Below are 17,457 nucleotides of genomic sequence, written 5' to 3' on the forward strand. Positions count from 1 at the left end.
GAGGTTAGTATGACATATTCGCAGGATTATTTAGATGACCTTCTGGTACGAATGGCCTATCATTCCAGCGGGATTGAGGGGAATACCATTTCTCTGCCTGAGACGGTTTCGATTATTTTGGAAAGCACGCTACCAGGCAAGCACAAGAGTATCCGTGAATTTTACGAGATTGAAAATCACAAACAAGCCTTCCAAGCTCTGCTATTTGCCTTAGATAATGGGGAAGAGCTGAGTTTGGGACTGGTTAAGGATATTCATGCCTTGTTGATGGACCGCCTCCAGCATGATCGGGGGCAGTTTAAGTCGGTGCAAAACGCTATTATTGGTGCGACCTTCAAGACTGCATCGCCAGAGGAAACACCTTTTCTCATGCAACAGTGGGTGGACAATGCCAACTATCGCTTGGGGTTGCCTTTGGAAATAGCAGAGCTGTTAGAGGTGCTGGCAGATGTGCATATTCAGTTCGAGCGTATTCACCCATTTAGTGATGGGAACGGCCGGACAGGACGGCTGATTTTGATGTTCCAAAGTATGCTCAAGTTGGGAGCGCCTGTACTGATTAGTAAGGAAGATCGAGCTCTTTATATGGAGATGTTAGCGGAACAAGATGTGACTGGATTATCCCAATTACTCAAACGCTCCTTGGAGTTTGAACAAGAACGAAAAAACCAGTTTTAAGTCGAGTTTTCAGAAAGCGACTTTCAATCGGAACTATTATTTTGGCCTGAAAATACAATGAAAGCCCTACTTTCACAACTACTTGGAAACAGCGTAAGTTGGGGGAGGTGACGGTGGTAGTGATGGGACAATCTCCAGATTCAAAAAACTATACTAATAATCCTTTAGACAATATTTTAGTTCAAGGAAATGCCGATTTAAAAAATGGGAATGTTGAACCAAGAGTTTGGACAACGCAAATTACAAAGATTGCAGAAAAAGGAGACATCATTGTATCGGTCAGAGCCCCTGTTGGAGATGTTGCCAAAACTAGATATAAGGTTGTTCTTGGGCGTGGAGTTGCAGGTATTAAGGGAAATGATTTTATCTATCAGACTTTAATAAGAATGAAGCAGTTTGGTTATTGGATGAAGTTGAGTACTGGTTCCACCTTTGAATCAATAAATTCTGGTGATATTAAAAGTTCATTGATTCCTCTCCCCTCCCTCCCCGAACAAGAAGCCATCGGCAGCTTCTTCTCCGACCTAGATCAGCTTATTACTCTTCATCAGCGAAAATGAGATTTTGAGTAAAAAATGAAACAACATGAAAGGATTACAAAAACATGTCAAAAACTATTCAAGCCATTACCAATCAAATTTGGTCTATGGCTAATGAATTGCGAGGAAACATGGATGCTTCGGAATATAAGAACTATATCCTAGCCTTCATGTTTTATCGCTACCTATCTGAGCATCAAGAGCGTTTCTTGGTGGAAGATGAAATTATCAGTCCTGCTCCAGGGGAAACTGTTCAGGATGCCTATGCGCGAGAAGCAGTTGGGAATGACTTGGTAGAGCATTTGGAAAATACAGCTTCTCACCTTGGGTATGCCATCGAGCCTGAAGATACATGGGCAAGACTGGTAGCCAAAATTGATAACAGTGAGATTGTAGCGAGTGATTACCAGACGATTTTCGATCATTTTAATGCCAATGTAGAACTCAATCAGGATGCTATGGAAGATTTCAGAGGCGTCTTTAATGACATCAATCTAGGGGACTCTCGTTTGGGCAATTCAACAGTTGCGCGTGCAAAATCCTTGAACAGTATTGTGAAGCTGATTGACAGCATTGAGTATAAAAATGACGAAGGAAAGGATATTCTGGGAGAAATCTACGAGTACCTTATTGGACAGTTTGCTGCTTCGGCAGGTAAAAAAGGTGGAGAATTTTATACCCCGCATCAAGTGAGTAAGATTTTAGCCAAGATTGTTACTTTAGGTTTGGAAAAATCAGATACTAGCTTCTCTGTTTACGATCCAACCATGGGTTCAGGGTCCTTGCTACTAACAGTGCGTAATGAACTACCTCAGGGCCAGCATATCAAATTCTATGGCCAAGAAATGAACACAACTACTTATAACTTGGCGCGGATGAACCTGATGATGCATCAGGTCGGCTACAGCAATATGATTTTGAATAATGCTGATACCTTAGAAAGTGACTGGCCGGACGGGGTGGATGAACTTGGAATCGATCAGCCACGTAGTTTTGATGCGGTCGTCGCAAACCCACCCTACTCTGCTAAATGGGACAATCGTGAGTCCAAATTGAAGGATCCACGGTTTATGGAATACGGTAAGTTAGCACCAGCCTCTAAAGCGGACTTTGCTTTTATCTTACACAGTCTTTATCATTTAAATAATACAGGGACCATGGCCATTGTTTTACCACACGGAGTGCTCTTTAGGGGAGCAGCAGAAGGTCATATTCGCAAACTGATTATTGAGAAAAATTACCTGGATGCAGTTATTGGCTTGCCAGCTAACCTGTTTTATGGCACAGGTATTCCAACCACTATTCTGGTCTTCAAAAAAAATCGTCAGACCAAGGATGTATTCTTTATCGATGCGAGCAAGGAGTTTGAAAAAGGGAAGAACCAGAATCACCTTTCCGATGATATGGTAGAAAAAATTGTAGAGACCTATCATAATCGTCAGTCTGTTGACAAATATGCTCATTTGGCATCAATAGAAGAAATTGTAGAAAACGACTACAATCTAAATATTCCTCGTTACGTTGATACTTTTGAGGAAGAGGAAGAAATCGATCTCGGGCAAGTAACGCAGCAACTAGAACAAGATAGACTAGAGATTCGGGCTCTAGAAGATAAGATTCGTCAACAATTAAAGACTTTGGGAGTAGATTTTTAGATAAATGAAAAGAGCGAGTAGGAATTCTACTCGCTTTTTGAATATCCACAATTGCAATACAAATCAGAAATTAGCTTACCATTCTGCTGCCGGTTTTTATATAGTCGAATGAATTAGCTTTCAGACAAGGAACTGAGGTGCAGGCAGTACTAGAGTAGAGCAATTCGAAAGTTGCAATGTTTCAAAGCTAATTCAAATGTCTATAGTTTTTTCCGAAACAAAAAAACGCATAAAATTATGTAGTTAAAACTTGCTTTTATGCGTTTTGTTATATCCATTTGTTCTTTGTTAGCTTTAGTTGAGTTCAGACTTGTCTGGTAAAAGTATGGCCAGAATGATATAGGCAGTTAGAAAGGGGAGGTTGGTGACAATGGCCAAGATAATGACCACCAAACGAACATTTTCTAATTTCCAACCGTAGTTCTCATATAGGTCAAAGTAGTCATAAAGACCTGCGATAACGCCAGCCAGTTCACCACGACTTTTGTCCTTATACCATTTCTTGTTCATCTTCCTTACTCCTAAGGTTTAATCACTTCTACCCCACCCATGTATGGACGGAGAACTTCTGGAATGGTCACTGATCCGTCTTCATTTTGGTAGTTTTCAAGGATTGCCGCCACTGTACGACCAACTGCTAGGCCAGAACCGTTAAGGGTGTGGAGCAATTTGACCTTACCGTCAACAGCATCGCGGTAGCGGATTTGGGCACGACGAGCTTGGAAATCCTCGGTATTTGAACAGCTTGAAATTTCACGGTAGGCATTTTGGGCTGGAATCCAGACTTCTAAGTCATAGGTCTTAGCAGCTGAGAAGCCCATGTCCCCTGTACAGAGGGCTAACACGCGGTATGGCAAGCCTAATTTTTGAAGGATATTTTCTGCATTTGCCGTCATTTTTTCCAATTCATCATAAGACTGTTCTGGTGTGGCAAATTTGACCATTTCAACCTTGTGGAATTGGTGGAGGCGGATAAGACCACGGGTGTCACGACCAGCAGAACCAGCTTCAGAACGGAAAGATGGGCTCATTGCTGTGAAGTAGATTGGCAGGTTTTTTTCTTCCAGAATCTCGTTACGGTAGTAGTTGGTCAATGGCACTTCCGCAGTTGGGATGAGGACGAAGTTGGTATCCGCCAACTCGAAAGTATCTTCCTTGAACTTAGGATATTGACCAGTACCAAACATAGAGTCGTGGTTGACCATGTAAGGTGTGATGATTTCCTGGTAGCCTTCTGCGATATGCTCGTCCAACATGAAGTTGTAGAGGGCACGCTCCAAGCGAGCACCCAAGTTTTTGTAGAAGAGGAAGCGGGCACCTGTTACTTTTGCCCCACGTTCCCAGTCCAGAATATCTAGGTCTTCACCCAAGTCCCAGTGTGCTTTTGGCTCGAAAGTGAATTCACGAGGTGTTCCCCAACGGCGAACCTCCACGTTTTCTTCTTCATCTGCACCAACAGGAACAGAGTCATGTGGCGTATTTGGAAGTACAGTGAGAATAGCGTTCAATTTTTCATCGATTTCCAAGAGTTGAGCGTCCAAATTTTTCACGTCCGCAGACAATTTTTGCATAGCCGCAATCTTGTCATCAGCATTTTCCTTGTTGCGTTTCGCTTGGGCAATCTCCGCAGAAACGGTGTTGCGCTCTGCTTTTAATTCTTCTACAGTAACCAAGATTTCACGGCGTTTTGCATCCAATTCCTTGATGTTTGCCAAGGTTTCAGCAGCCACACCACGAGTAGCTAATTTGGCAGCCACTCCGTCAAAATCTGTACGAATACGTTTGATATCTAGCATAGATGTCTCCTTTAGAATAAAAAACACAGAATGAGAGATGCTGGAGCGATATTTACCGCGGTTCCATCCAGCTTCACATTCTGTGCACTTTAAGTATGTCATTTTTAGCCAACGGTAGAATTTCATATCCCTTGTTTATCTGCTCACAGCGACCGCAGACTTTCTGAAAAACGCCTGATACTACTTATCCGTTTGTCTTATTATACTTGATTTCTTATTTTTTTGCAAATAGATTTGAGATTTTCTGTCCTAGAATTTGCAGGAGAGTTGGCAGTTTGACCACCTTGTCATTGCCAATATGTTCACGAGCAATTTTTAGGATTTTACCAGAATCTTTAGAAGCAAAAAGGAATTTGCCGCTATCAGTATAGACTTCGAAGTGGCGACTGATTTTCTTGTTGGAAACATTGGCACCGATTTGATCGATAGATGTCCAAGGAATTTGAACGTAATTTTCAACGTTGTTATCAGCATAAAATTCCAGAGCTTGATCACCTAGCAGGAACTTGCCAACCGTTCCACCTGCAAGACTGAGATAGGAAACGCCTGTTGTGGATAGTTCGACGTGTTTGTTTAATGATTGTGCCATAGTTACCTCATTTCTTGTTTAATTATACCATAAAACCCCGCATGAGCGGGGTTTCTTAATGGATTACATAATTCCAAGTAGGCGAGCTACGATACCGAATGCGAACAAACCAACGATGATAGTGATTGGAGAAACTTTTTTCTTCAACAACCACATACATAGGAAGGTAAGAAGCAAGTGCATGAAGCCTGGGATAAGACCGTCCAAGTTTTGTTGGAAAGTAGTAACTTTAGTTGGAGTTTGTGACAAACCTTGACCAACCAATTCAAAGGCTTTTTGGATACCTTCGTAGCCTTCTGGCAATTTATCCCACTCGATGTAAGCACCTTCTGAGAGTGGAACTTCAGAAACCGTGAAGTTGAAGCCGATAGATACCCAACGTTGAGCAAGTACGGCAAGGATGAACATACCGAGGATAGAAGCCCCTTTAGTGATGTCTTGGAGAATACCACCTGACATATCTTTAGTGATTTCTTTACCTGATTTGTAACCAAACTCTTGAGTGTACCATAGGAAGCTCATACGGATAGCGTTCCAAAGACCGAAGAAGAGGATTGGGCCAAGGATGTTACCTGACACAGCAAGTGAAGCACCTAGGGCACCGAGGATAGGACGTACTGTAAACCAGAATACTGGGTCACCGATACCAGCGAGAGGTCCCATCATACCGATTTTCACACCTTGGATAGCAGCATCATCGATGTCAGCACCGTTTGCACGCTCTTCTTCAAGGGCAAGTGTTACACCGACGATAGGTGCAGCAACGTATGGGTGTGTGTTAAAGAATTCCATGTGGCGTTTAAGAGCCGCAATTTGATCTTCTTTCTTAGTGTAAAGTTTTTTGATAGCTGGAACCATTGTGTAAGCCCAACCCAAGTTTTGCATACGCTCAAAGTTCCATGATGCTTGAAGGAAGGTTGAACGCCAGCAAATCGCTTTACGATCTTTTACTGAAAGTTGAATTTTTTCTGTCATGATTGTGTTCTTCCTTTCTTCTTAGTAGTCTTCTAGGATGTCGCCGATTGGATCGTTAGAACCAGCTCCGCCACCGTTTCCACCTTTTTTAGAAAGGTTAAGGTAGATGAAGGCAAGAGATACACCGATAGCACCAAGAGCGATAAGTGTCAACTGGCTAACAGCAGCAAGAGCAAAACCGATAGCGAAGAATGGCCATACTTCACGAGTAGCCATCATGTTGATAACCATAGCGAAACCTACGGCAACAACCATACCACCACCGACGTTCATACCACCTGACAACCAAGCTGGCATAGATTCAAGAGCAGCTTGAACAGCCTCAGTTGGGATAGCAAGAAGAAGGGCAGCAGGAACAGCAATACGAAGACCTTGAAGTGAAAGAGCGATCAAGTGGTAGCGCTCAAGTGCACCGAAATCACCGCGTTCTGCAGCAGCGTCAGCACCGTGTACAAGGGCAACAGATGCAGTACGCACAAGCATTGTAAGGAAAAGACCTGCAACAGCAAGAGGGATAGCAAGACCTTGAGCAACTGAGATAGCAGTTGCTGAGAAGTCACCACCCTTAATCAAGATGATAGCGGCAGCAACAGAAGCAAGGGCAGCGTCTGGTGCAATCGCAGCACCGATGTTTGACCAGCCAAGAGCAACAAGTTGGAGAGTTCCTCCAAGCATAACACCAGCTGTTAGGTTACCGGTAACAAGACCGATGAGGGTACATGCAACGATTGGTTGATGGAATTGGAATTGGTCAAGGACACCTTCCATACCTGCAAGAAAGGCCACAAAAACGACCAAAATTGCAGAAATAATTGAAATATCTGACATAGTTATAATCCTTTCATATTTCTGATAATCACACAGTGTTAATCAGTTATTATTTAACATCTGCCTTGTTAATCAAGTCAAACAAATCTTTTGGTGAATCGTTTGGAACTTTACGGACATCGAATTTGACACCAAGTTCACGCAAGCGTTCAAAGGTTGCAACATCGTCCTTATCCATAGAAAGAACAGTGTTCACCATTGTTTTACCTGTTGAGTGAGCCATAGAACCAACGTTCAATTCCTTGATTTCTACGCCACCTTCAATTGCTTCAAGAGCTTCTTGAGGTGTTTCAAAGAGAATCAAAGCGTGTGTGTTACCGAAGCGAGGATCTTTAGAAACCTCAATCAGTTTCTTGATAGGAACAACGTTTGCTTTAACGTTTCCTGGAGCCGCTTGCTTGATCAATTGCTTACGAAGGTCGTCTTGTGCAACTGTATCTGAAGCGACGATGATACGGTCAGCCTTAGAAGCTGGAGTCCAAGCAGTAGCGACCTGACCATGCAAGAGACGAGTATCGATACGAGCTAAGTTGATTTTCAACTTACCATCACCGATAACAGTTCCTGGTGGGATTGCTCCTTTAGGTGCTTGAGCAGCACTTGCAGCTGGAGCAGCCTCAGCTGGTTGAAGTTCTTCTGGAAGAACCTTGATACCATCTTTGGCTTCCTTGATAATGTTTGCGGCAACCTTTTCAACTCCTGCAGATGCATCCATTAGACGCTCTGTGTAGGCTTGAATTAGCATTGGCAAGTTAAGTCCAGTGATGATGGCAAATTTACGGTCTGGACGTTCGCCAGCAACGCGACTTGCTTGGTTAAATGGAGAACCACTCCAAAGGTCCGCCAATACCAACACTTCATCATCAGCATCGAATGAGTCAACAGCTGCATTGAGCTTAGCATATAAATCATCTGGTCCTTCACTTGGCATAAAAGTTACAACTTGAACTTTTTCTTGTTCGCCAAAAATCATTTGACCAGACTGATGAATGCCAGCTGCAAATTCACCATGACTTGCAATAATGATTCCAATACTCATTATTGTTCCCCCTAAATTTTTTCTAGTTCCTTTGAAATGTAAAACTAATGAATGGGCTTACATTTCCTTGAACTTGTATATTATAAAACGTTTTCATGTAATTTGTCAAGCAAATTTGTGTTAAAAACAGAAAAAATTTCCGAAATTTTACATACTCTTTTCAGAAATCTGTTGCTGGCTATGCAAAACAAAAGAAAAAAACTGCAGACGCAGTTCTTTCTTATAGAAATAATTTTTCTAGTTCTTTGGCAACCCCATCTTCAACATTTGTAAATTCAGTCAAGCGGTCTGCGTGAGGACGAAGGGTATCACTACAGTTTTTCATGGCATAGCTAATGCCAGCCAGTTCCAGCATTTCGACATCATTGTGCTCATCGCCAAACGCAACTAAATCGCTAGGACTGGCCTGGAAGAGGTTTAAGACATAGCTAAGGGCGGTAGCTTTATTAACTCCTTTAGCACAAGTTTCTAGAATATTTAAGGGACCTCCCCAAGTATTGATTTCCAGTTCATCATTGAAGTAGGCCTTCATTTCCTTGGCAAGCTGATACTTATCTGTAGCACGTGTTTGCATGAGGATAGAGTGAGGGTCGCTGGTAATCAGCTCAGGTTTAATGAGTGTGTCTGGTGTAATTTGCTCAACTCCCATGAGGGAAGGGTCGATTTTATCTAAATGTTTTTGCGTAATGAAGAATTTATTTTTGTATTCTCCTGCGATAAAGTCTGCTTCAAACCGCTCCTCTTCTTTCAAAAAATCGAGTAGGTATTTTTTATCAATAAGAATATTCTTTTCCCAGGCCCATTTTTTTCCTGGGAGATGAATGAGAGAACCATTGAAGTTAATCATGGGCGTATCTAGCTCTAATTGGTTGTAAAATTGCTCTGCCATACGATAGGGACGACCTGTAGCAATCAAAACGGTATGTCCAGCCTCTTTTACTTTTTTAATAGTAGAAACTGTGTAATCACTTAGTTGGCTATCTTGATTTAGTAGGGTACCATCTAGGTCAATGGAAATAATTTTTTTCTTCATACCTTGTCTTATCCTTTTTGAAACTAATAAGTTCCAGTATAGCAAAATGCCTGTAGAAAAGCAAAAAGCTAATCGTTTTTAGGATGTGAAGAAAAATCAAGAGGGAATATTCGTGAAAAACGAACATTGTTTTAGAAAATAACGTTTTCATACACGAATTGCTTGAAGTATAAAAACGATTTGTATATAATAGCTATATCGTTCGTAAATAAAAGGAGAATAATTGAAAAATGGAACAGTTTTTTAAACTAAAAGAACATGGAACGACCGTTTCGACTGAAATCATGGCAGGTCTTACGACATTCTTCGCTATGTCTTATATCTTGTTTGTGAACCCTAGCATCCTCAGTGTTGCAGGCATGCCTTCTCAGGCAGTTTTCTTGGCAACCATTATCGCTAGTGCGGTTTCAACTTTGGTTATGGGTCTCTTTGCCAATGTACCTTATGCCTTGGCGCCAGGTATGGGTCTCAACGCCTTCTTTACTTATACTGTTGTTATTGGACTTGGTTTCACCTGGCAGGAAGCTTTGGCAATGGTATTCCTTTGCGGTCTCTTCAACGTCTTTATCACAGTGACCAAGGTTCGTAAGAGCATCATCAAGGCTATTCCAATTAGCTTGCAACATGCTATCGGTGGTGGTATCGGGGTTTTCGTAGCCTACCTTGGCTTCAAAAATTCAAACCTAATTACCTTCCTGACGTCAGCTTCGGATATCATCACAGTTAATGGTGTTGCTCCTGCTGATGCGACAGCTGAAACCTTCTCAAACGGGGTCTTCTCCGTGTTTGCAGGTGGTGGCGTTGTTCCAGCCATCTCAACCTTTACAGATCCAAGCGTTCTCTTGACTGTTTTTGGTCTTCTCTTGACTGCTGTCTTGGTCATTAAAAATGTTCGCGGTGCGATTTTGATTGGTATCATTGCTACGACTCTTGCGGGGATTCCAGCTGGTGTGGTTGATATTTCTGCTATTGATTTTGCCAACAATAATATTGGTTCTGCCTTTGCTGAGCTTGGCACAACCTTCCTAGCAGCCTTTGATGGCATGGCTTCACTCTTTGCGGACTCTAGCCGTTTGCCACTAGTATTGATGACCATTTTTGCCTTTAGCTTGTCAGATACTTTTGATACCTTGGGAACCTTCATCGGTACTGGCCGTAAGACAGGCATCTTCTCTGAGGAAGATGAGAAGGCGCTTGAAAATAGTACAGGCTTTAACTCTAAAATGGACCGTGCTCTCTTTGCAGATGCTATTGGTACGTCAATTGGTGCGATTTTTGGTACGTCAAATACGACAACTTACGTGGAGTCTGCGGCTGGTATTTCTGCAGGCGGACGTACTGGTTTGACAGCTGTGACAACTGCAGTTCTCTTCCTATTGTCTATCCTCATTTTGCCATTCGTTGGTATCGTGCCAGCAGCGGCAACTTCACCAGCTTTGATTATCGTCGGTGTGATGATGGTATCCAGCTTCCTTGATGTGGATTGGCAAAACTTTGAAGATGCGCTTCCTGCTTTCTTCGCTGCCTTCTTCATGGCCCTTTGCTTCTCTATCTCTTACGGCATTGCGGCAGCCTTTATCTTCTATTGCTTGGTAAAAGTTTCGACTGGTAAGGCAAATGAGATTCACCCAATCCTCTGGGGTTCAACAGCACTCTTTATCTTGAACTTCATTATCTTAGCGATTATCTAAAGCAACTTTGAAACTGGGGAGACCCAGTTTTTTTGTTGGGTAGGGCCATGACAAACTAGGGGAAGCTATGCTATAATGCTAGATATGTATAGTCAAAATGAACAAGAATTACAAGCTATTGGAAGAAAACTAGGAGAATTGCTTAGGGCAGGGGACGTCCTTGTTTTATCAGGTCAGCTAGGTGCTGGGAAAACGACCTTGACCAAGGGAATTGCCCTGGGACTGAATATTGAGCAAATGATAAAAAGCCCAACCTATACCATTGTAAGAGAGTATGAGGGTCGTCTGCCACTCTATCATTTAGATGTCTATCGGATTGGTGATGATCCGGATTCCATTGATCTAGATGATTTTTTGTATGGCGATGGGGTGACCGTGATTGAATGGGGAGAGTTGTTAGATGCCGACCTCTTGGACGATGTCTTGACAGTTCGTATTGCCATCGAAAAGGACGGTCGGAGGTTGGAGTTTAATGCGTCAGGACCGCGTAGTGCCCAATTGAAAGAGTTGTTAGATGATTGTTGAGAAGGAAATTTATTTTCAGGAAGCAGAACCAGCTGATGTCCAATCCTTTATTGACTTTATGAACCAGGTCGCAGGTGAAACCGATTTTCTTGTCATGGATGAGACGGGGTTTAGGCTTGGTGTCCAAGATATCGAAGATATTTTTACGGCTTGCATAGAAAATCCTCGGGAGCTGCAGTTGCTGGCCAAGTTAGACGATGAAGTCATCGGAGTAGTGTCGGTCAAGTCCTCCAGTCAGTTTCGTATTAGCCATATCGGAACTATTTTTATTGCGGTTAAAAAAGCCTACTGGGGACAGGGACTGGGTTCCATCTTGCTGGAGGAAGTGATTCATTGGGCTGAGGAAATGGATTTGCTCAAGCGTTTAGAATTGACGGTTCAGGTCCGTAACCAAAGAGCAGTGGCTTTGTATGAAAAATTGGGCTTCAAGATTGAAGGGACTCTGGCAAGGGGAGCTAGAACAGATGAGGGAGATTGGCTAGATTTGTATTCTATGGCCAAGTTAATAGGTGAATAATGAAAATAGGAACTAAAATTTTATTGATGTTCTTGTCCATCCTAGCGTTGACAATCGGGGCAGGAGCAATCTATACCGCGACTTTTTTGAATTACTCGACCGGGGAGATTGCAAAGACTTTTCGCTCTATCGGTAACCGAGAAGATGAAGGGATTATCGAGGCTACTGAGCCCTTGACCATTCTTTTGATGGGGGTGGATACCGACCAGGCAACTCGGGGTCTGGACTGGGAAGAAGGGCGGAGTGACTCCATGATTTTGGTGACGGTCAATCCTCTAACTAAGAAAACGACCATGATGAGCTTGACGCGTGACATCATGGTAGAGATAGCAAATAAGAATGGTCGTTCTAGTGATAAGATTGAGAAGTTGAATCACTCCTATGCCTATGGTCAAGCGGCCATGTCCATTGCGACCATTGAGAAGATGATGGATATTACCATCAATCGCTATGTCGAAATCAATATGGATGGCCTGGTGGAGCTGGTTGATGCCATTGGTGGTATCAAGGTCAACAATACCTTGGGCTTCCCGATTACTATCGATGAGTATGAACCTGCCTACACAGCTGTCGTTCCACCTGGGGAGCAATTGGTCAATGGAGACCAGGCCTTGGTCTATGCCCGGATGCGTTACGATGATCCGGAGGGAGATATTGGTCGGCAGAAGCGGCAGCGCGAGGTTATCCAGGCCCTGGTGACCAAGCTCTTGCAATTGGATGGATTTACGCAGTATAAAAAGATTTTGAAAGCTGTCTCTAAGCACATGCGGACGGATTTTGTGATTTCAAATTCAACCATTCCTAGTCTTCTGGGCTATAAGGATGCTCTGAATCAGGTTGAATCCTACCAATTGGGTGGTGAAGGTCACACAATTGACGAGTTGTCCTACCAGATCCCGACGGCGGCCCATGTTTTGGAAATGCAAAATGTCCTCAAGGAATCCTTGGGCTTGCCAAAAGTTTCTAAAATCAAGACCAACATCAAGGTTTTGGAATATCTCTTTGGACAATCCAGTCCAATCGAGGTCCTCAATGCCTATACTAATGATATCGAAGTTGAAGCCAACGGTGAAACCTACGAACCGGAAACAGCGCCAACCTACGATATTGACTATAGCCAAACAGAGACCTCTAAGTCAAGAGATTCGGAGTCCAGTCAGGTCGAAACCTCTTCTAGCTCAGCAGAAGGTGGCCAGTGATAGACAATCTCGAGTTTGTACATAGAAAGAAGCCTAGGCAAAAAGTCTAGGCTTCTTTCTTTAGTTCGTGTCAACATATCAGCGCAGTGGTTGATTGGCCTCCAACAGTCTCACCCCAGACTATTTTTTGATACGAACAGAGTTCGCTCAATTTCCAACCTCCAAAGGTTCCCCGAACCTTTGAAGCTATGCGGTGTGGAGTTAAAGGCTCCTGTGGAGGTTTTAAGCTCGAGCCAAGAAATAGGAACGCGAGGCGGTCTGGGGATAGACCGTTTTAGGTCAACAACAAGAAATAGAGACTTGTTGACGAACTCTTCTTAGCTTTGACGAGTTCATTCCCGCTCCCAATGTTGAGAATCTTCTGTTTTGTATTTATCAGTAAATTTTTGGATTTCAGTCAGGTTGCCTGCGATACTCTGCTGGTAAACCTTTAGTTGGTACTGTAAATCCTTGCTGAGCTCCTGGACAGGCGCCTTGAATGAATTGAGCAGGGCTAACTGGTCTGTTATTTTCTGCTTATCTGCCTGGATACGTTGGACCAGTTCTTTGGTTTCTTTAGCCTCTGCAGCGATTTCCTTGCGGTGTTTTACAGCCTGGTAGGCCAAATGAGCAGCTCCGACGGCTAGCAGTAGGTGGCGAAGTTTCATGATTATTCTCCTATGTAGAGGTCTTGGGCTAGTTGGGCTAGGGCTGGGAAATCAGGTTCATTTGTTGCAAATCGGATATCCAGGCCATCTTGTCCCTCAAATCGAGGCAGTAGGTGGATATGGGTATGAAAGACCGTTTGACCAGCAACTTCCTCATTATTATTGATAATATTGAGTCCGCTTGCTCCCAGTTTGTCTTTCAAGTGGCTAGCGATAGCTGGAATGGCTGAAAATAGTTGGCTGGCTGTTTCCTGGTCCAAGTCTAAGACATTACGAAAATGTTTTTTAGGGATGACCAAGGTATGGCCTTTAGTTACCTGGGTAATGTCCAAAAAGGCAAGAATATGTTGGTCTTCATAGACCTTGGAAGAAGGGATTTCTCCTGAGACAATTTTACAAAAAATACAATCTGACATAATACAACCTCTTTCTAGGATTTTTGGTATAATAATTATATCAAATAATAGGACGAAATGTATGTTAGAAGTAAAAAATATAACAGGTGGCTATGCCAATATTCCTGTTTTACATGATGTAGATTTTAAGGTGAAGGATGGGGAGCTAGTCGGCTTGATTGGCTTGAATGGTGCCGGGAAATCGACTACTATTAAAGAAATCATTGGTCTCCTAAGCCCTTACAAGGGAGAAATTCTAATTGATGGGCAGGGTATCAACGAAGACATGGCTACCTATCGAAAAAAAATTGGCTTTATACCTGAAACGCCTAGTCTCTATGAGGAACTGACCCTGAAAGAGCATATCGAGTTAGTGATGATGGCCTATGATTTGGAAGCTGAATCTGCCTGGGCGCGTGTTCAAGAACTATTGGCTATTTTTAGGCTGAAAGACCGTTTGGACTGGTTCCCTGTGAATTTTTCAAAAGGCATGAAACAAAAGGTCATGATTATTTGCGCCCTTATGGTTGAGCCGAGTTTGCTGATTGTCGATGAACCTTTCTTGGGTCTGGATCCGATTGCGATTGCGGATTTAATTAACTTGCTCAATCAAGCAAAGGCTCAGGGAAGCTCCATTTTGATGTCCACCCATGTTCTCGATTCCGCTGAAAAAATGTGTGATCGGTTCGTTATTCTACATAAGGGTCGGGTCAAGGCTACGGGCAATCTGACTGACCTACGCCAGGAATTTGCCATGCAGGATGCTAGCCTTAACGAGATTTATCTTAGCTTGACCCAAGAAGGAGGGCAGGGATGAAGGCGCTCTTTGGTCAACGAAAAAATCTATTTTTAAGGCAGTGTGCAACCTATCTTCGTTATGTACTGAATGACCACTTTGTTTTGGTTGTTTTGGTACTTTTTGGCTTTCTGGCGCTACAGTATCGGCAGTTGCTAGAAAACCTGCCCAGTCAGTCCTGGTTGCTGTACGTTATTTTGGCCCTGGTCAGCTTGCTGCTGTTCTTGGCAGGCAATGTTGCTACCTACGTAGAGGAGGCTGATAAGATATTCCTGCTATCAAAAGAAGCTGAAATGCCTGAAATCTTCTTTGCTGCCAATCGCAGGGCCTTTTTGGTATGGGCTAGCCTCCAACTTGTTGGTCAATTGATTCTACTCCCGCTCTACCTCAAATTAAAACTTCCTATTCTACTTTTTATTCCATTGATGTTCATGCTAACCATTGCCAAATATTTCTATTTTCGATGGAAACTCCTGGCCTTTATGGAAGAAGAAAGGGTGGACTGGGTCCGGGCTCTTCAATATGAGAGCAAGAGAAAAACGTCGATATTGAAATTTTTCTCCCTCTTTACCAATGTTAAGGGGCTGACTAGCTTTGTCAAACGTCGTTCCTATTTGGATTGGCTACTGGGTCATATCAAAAAAGAAACTGGCTTTACCTGGGACTATCTCTTCATGAGGGCCTTTTTGCGCAGTGGGGACTACCTTTCACTGGCTCTTAGACTGGTAATCTTATCCATTGTATTTTTTGTTACGGTGAGGGAATCCTGGCTCTCAGTAGGATTAGCCAGTTTATTTCATTATTTGCTCTTGTTCCAATTGCTCCCGCTCTATTACGCCTATGATTATCAACTGATGGCCGAGCTTTTGCCAGTCGGTCCAGACAAACGACTGATTAGCTTTAAACGAGTCCTGCGACAGATTTTGTATCTTTCCTTGATTTTGCAGTCTGTGCTAGGTCTATTGCTGCTGGAGGAAAAGCAGTATTTGCTGGTCTTTATTGGAATCGGAATTCTTTTAAATCAGCTCTACCTGGATAGTAAAGCGAAAAAATTGATTGACTAAATGGCCTAAAACTAGTAAAATAGTAAGGAATTTTTAAAGGAGGAATGGCATGCAGATTGATACCAGCGGGCTACAGTTGCAGTCTATTGCAGGAAACAGCGGAAAAGCATACAAAGGCTTGCGACCAGATGGTACGCCTGTTTTTGTCAAGTATGAAATGCCACCGATTGTCAATGCTCTGGCTCGGGAACAAATCACTCCGCCCATCTTAAGTAGCGATAGGGATTTGGGTGTGGGAGACCGAGCTGTTCAGGAATGGTTGAATGGTCGGACTCTTAATCGTCACGATATGTCTGGGAAACAGGTCCAGCAAATTTTGGTCAGAATGCACTTTTCACGCATTCTGCTCAATCAGGCTCTCCAACTAAGTTATACCTATTTGGAGCCGGCGGAGTTGGTGAAGAAGTGGCAAAAAGAAGCGCCCAAGCAATTAGCTGGTAATTCCTACCTGCAATCTATCTGCAGAGAATTGTTGCAGACCACACCGCGTTTCAGACAGGATTTGGCAACCTTTGTCCATGGGGATCTCCACCATAAAAACTGGGTGGAAACGACAAGTGGACTGATTTATTTGACGGACTGGGAAACAGCCTGTGTGACCGATCGGATGTTAGATGTCGCCTTTATATTGACCCATTACATTCCTAGACAGGAATGGGAAGAGTGGCTCAAGGGCTATGGCTACAAGTACAACAGTACGGTTATCAGTAAGATTTATTGGTATGGCCAACTAGGCTTCCTTAACCAAATTTCTAAACAACTTGAAAGTAACAATACCGAGGCGGCGAATCTAGAAATCTATGCCCTGCGGTTATTTAGACAGAATTTTTATAAGTATCAATGAGAGTAAGAAATCGTAAAGGTGCTAGTGAGCTCCTAGCCAATAATCCCCAGTATGTTATCTCCAATCCGGAAGAGTGCAAGGGGAAGTGGGCTGAAATTTTTGGAAACAGCAACCCTATCCACATTGAAGTTGGTTCAGGGAAAGGGCGTTTTGTAACAGGAATGGCTGCACAAAATCCAGATATTAACTACATCGGTATTGATATTCAGATGACGGTTTTGAGTTACGCCTTGGACCGAGTTTTAGAAGCAGGTTTACCAAATATCAAACTCTTGCAGGTGGATGGTTCTAGTTTGACCAATTATTTTGCCCCTGCGGAAATTGATCAGCTCTATCTAAACTTTTCTGATCCATGGCCCAAGAAACGTCATGAGAAACGCCGCTTGACCTACAAGTCTTTCTTGGATACCTATAAGGAAATTCTGCCTGAAAATGGTGAAATTCATTTCAAGACGGACAACCGTGGTCTATTTGAATATAGTTTGGCTAGCTTTTCCCAATACGGCATGGTCTTGAAGCAGGTCTGGCTAGACCTACATGCAGATGGTTTGGAAGGCAATGTTATGACAGAGTATGAGGAAAAATTCTCAAACAAGGGTCAGGTTATCTATCGTGTGGAAGCACAGTTTTAAACAATAAAAGAGGAG

Annotated in this window: 19 protein-coding genes and 1 pseudogene; 11 read left to right on the forward strand and 9 right to left on the reverse strand. The window is 43.0% G+C overall.

Annotated features, from left to right (window positions below):
- Positions 1 to 9: 9 nt before the first annotated feature.
- The 3 genes and pseudogenes from ACHBID_RS03880 (at position 10) to ACHBID_RS03890 (ending at position 2,872) form a co-directional block, all read left to right on the forward strand.
- On the forward strand, positions 10 to 678 hold the full coding sequence (locus tag ACHBID_RS03880; protein ID WP_394731671.1) for a Fic family protein: 669 nt from the start codon (positions 10 to 12) through the stop codon (positions 676 to 678).
- A 92-nt stretch (positions 679 to 770) separates the two neighbouring features.
- A pseudogene (locus tag ACHBID_RS03885) lies at positions 771 to 1,238 on the forward strand (restriction endonuclease subunit S); the annotation flags it as partial.
- A gap of 44 nt (positions 1,239 to 1,282) precedes the next feature.
- A complete protein-coding gene (locus ACHBID_RS03890; RefSeq protein ID WP_172026683.1) occupies positions 1,283 to 2,872 on the forward strand; it encodes a type I restriction-modification system subunit M in 1,590 nt (529 codons plus the stop codon).
- Positions 2,873 to 3,166: 294 nt separating this feature from the next.
- Here the strand turns inward: ACHBID_RS03890 and ACHBID_RS03895 are convergent, their stop codons facing one another.
- The 7 genes from ACHBID_RS03895 to ACHBID_RS03925 form a co-directional block, all read right to left on the reverse strand.
- Complete coding sequence (locus ACHBID_RS03895; protein ID WP_105122949.1) at positions 3,167 to 3,382, reverse strand: PspC domain-containing protein; 216 nt, start codon at positions 3,380 to 3,382, stop codon at positions 3,167 to 3,169.
- 11 nt (positions 3,383 to 3,393) lie between these two features.
- Positions 3,394 to 4,668: a serine--tRNA ligase gene (serS, locus tag ACHBID_RS03900; protein ID WP_394731672.1), complete on the reverse strand. Its 1,275-nt coding sequence runs from the start codon at positions 4,666 to 4,668 to the stop codon at positions 3,394 to 3,396.
- Between the two features lie 214 nt (positions 4,669 to 4,882).
- On the reverse strand, positions 4,883 to 5,257 hold the full coding sequence (locus tag ACHBID_RS03905; RefSeq protein WP_105160027.1) for a DUF956 family protein: 375 nt from the start codon (positions 5,255 to 5,257) through the stop codon (positions 4,883 to 4,885).
- 63 nt (positions 5,258 to 5,320) lie between these two features.
- The gene (locus tag ACHBID_RS03910) at positions 5,321 to 6,232 is read right to left on the reverse strand and encodes a PTS system mannose/fructose/sorbose family transporter subunit IID (protein WP_105144979.1); all 912 of its coding nucleotides are present in this window, start codon (positions 6,230 to 6,232) and stop codon (positions 5,321 to 5,323) included.
- Between the two features lie 21 nt (positions 6,233 to 6,253).
- On the reverse strand, positions 6,254 to 7,060 hold the full coding sequence (locus ACHBID_RS03915) for a PTS mannose/fructose/sorbose transporter subunit IIC (protein WP_105118523.1): 807 nt from the start codon (positions 7,058 to 7,060) through the stop codon (positions 6,254 to 6,256).
- 49 nt (positions 7,061 to 7,109) lie between these two features.
- Entirely contained in the window at positions 7,110 to 8,099 is a 990-nt protein-coding gene (locus tag ACHBID_RS03920; RefSeq protein WP_105118522.1) for a PTS sugar transporter subunit IIB, read from the reverse strand.
- Positions 8,100 to 8,319: 220 nt separating this feature from the next.
- Entirely contained in the window at positions 8,320 to 9,132 is an 813-nt protein-coding gene (locus tag ACHBID_RS03925; protein WP_105118595.1) for a Cof-type HAD-IIB family hydrolase, read from the reverse strand.
- 230 nt (positions 9,133 to 9,362) lie between these two features.
- Between ACHBID_RS03925 and ACHBID_RS03930 the strand changes: the two genes are divergently transcribed.
- The 4 genes from ACHBID_RS03930 (at position 9,363) to ACHBID_RS03945 (ending at position 13,064) form a co-directional block, all read left to right on the forward strand.
- On the forward strand, positions 9,363 to 10,823 hold the full coding sequence (locus ACHBID_RS03930; protein WP_105160225.1) for an NCS2 family permease: 1,461 nt from the start codon (positions 9,363 to 9,365) through the stop codon (positions 10,821 to 10,823).
- 84 nt (positions 10,824 to 10,907) lie between these two features.
- Complete coding sequence (gene tsaE / locus ACHBID_RS03935; RefSeq protein WP_105111600.1) at positions 10,908 to 11,348, forward strand: tRNA (adenosine(37)-N6)-threonylcarbamoyltransferase complex ATPase subunit type 1 TsaE; 441 nt, start codon at positions 10,908 to 10,910, stop codon at positions 11,346 to 11,348.
- Positions 11,341 to 11,865, forward strand: a complete 525-nt coding sequence (locus tag ACHBID_RS03940) for a GNAT family N-acetyltransferase (protein WP_394731676.1) — start codon at positions 11,341 to 11,343, stop codon at positions 11,863 to 11,865. Before tsaE ends, ACHBID_RS03940 begins: the two co-directional genes overlap by 8 nt.
- A complete protein-coding gene (locus ACHBID_RS03945; RefSeq protein ID WP_105122955.1) occupies positions 11,865 to 13,064 on the forward strand; it encodes an LCP family protein in 1,200 nt (399 codons plus the stop codon). Before ACHBID_RS03940 ends, ACHBID_RS03945 begins: the two co-directional genes overlap by 1 nt.
- Before the next feature lie 332 nt (positions 13,065 to 13,396).
- On the opposite strand, the gene ACHBID_RS03950 is transcribed toward ACHBID_RS03945, so the two are convergent.
- Both ACHBID_RS03950 and ACHBID_RS03955 read right to left on the reverse strand, forming a co-directional pair.
- A complete protein-coding gene (locus tag ACHBID_RS03950; RefSeq protein ID WP_105111603.1) occupies positions 13,397 to 13,711 on the reverse strand; it encodes a chemotaxis protein in 315 nt (104 codons plus the stop codon).
- Between the two features lie 2 nt (positions 13,712 to 13,713).
- On the reverse strand, positions 13,714 to 14,127 hold the full coding sequence (locus ACHBID_RS03955) for an HIT family protein (protein ID WP_105122956.1): 414 nt from the start codon (positions 14,125 to 14,127) through the stop codon (positions 13,714 to 13,716).
- Between the two features lie 61 nt (positions 14,128 to 14,188).
- Between ACHBID_RS03955 and ACHBID_RS03960 the strand changes: the two genes are divergently transcribed.
- The 4 genes from ACHBID_RS03960 to trmB are packed head-to-tail and all read left to right on the forward strand — an operon-like array spanning position 14,189 to position 17,442.
- Positions 14,189 to 14,923: an ABC transporter ATP-binding protein gene (locus tag ACHBID_RS03960; RefSeq protein WP_105122957.1), complete on the forward strand. Its 735-nt coding sequence runs from the start codon at positions 14,189 to 14,191 to the stop codon at positions 14,921 to 14,923.
- Positions 14,920 to 15,966 (forward strand): ABC transporter permease, encoded by a 1,047-nt coding sequence (locus tag ACHBID_RS03965; protein ID WP_105122958.1) that lies wholly within the window; start codon positions 14,920 to 14,922, stop codon positions 15,964 to 15,966. The genes ACHBID_RS03960 and ACHBID_RS03965 overlap by 4 nt, the downstream gene beginning before the upstream one ends.
- A gap of 49 nt (positions 15,967 to 16,015) precedes the next feature.
- Positions 16,016 to 16,810 (forward strand): phosphotransferase family protein, encoded by a 795-nt coding sequence (locus ACHBID_RS03970; protein WP_105111607.1) that lies wholly within the window; start codon positions 16,016 to 16,018, stop codon positions 16,808 to 16,810.
- Positions 16,807 to 17,442 (forward strand): tRNA (guanosine(46)-N7)-methyltransferase TrmB, encoded by a 636-nt coding sequence (gene trmB / locus ACHBID_RS03975; protein WP_105122960.1) that lies wholly within the window; start codon positions 16,807 to 16,809, stop codon positions 17,440 to 17,442. Before ACHBID_RS03970 ends, trmB begins: the two co-directional genes overlap by 4 nt.
- The last annotated feature ends 15 nt before the right edge of the window (positions 17,443 to 17,457 follow it).

Origin of the sequence: Streptococcus sp. A25, assembly GCF_043674095.1 — a bacterium.
Taxonomy (GTDB): domain Bacteria; phylum Bacillota; class Bacilli; order Lactobacillales; family Streptococcaceae; genus Streptococcus; species Streptococcus suis_V.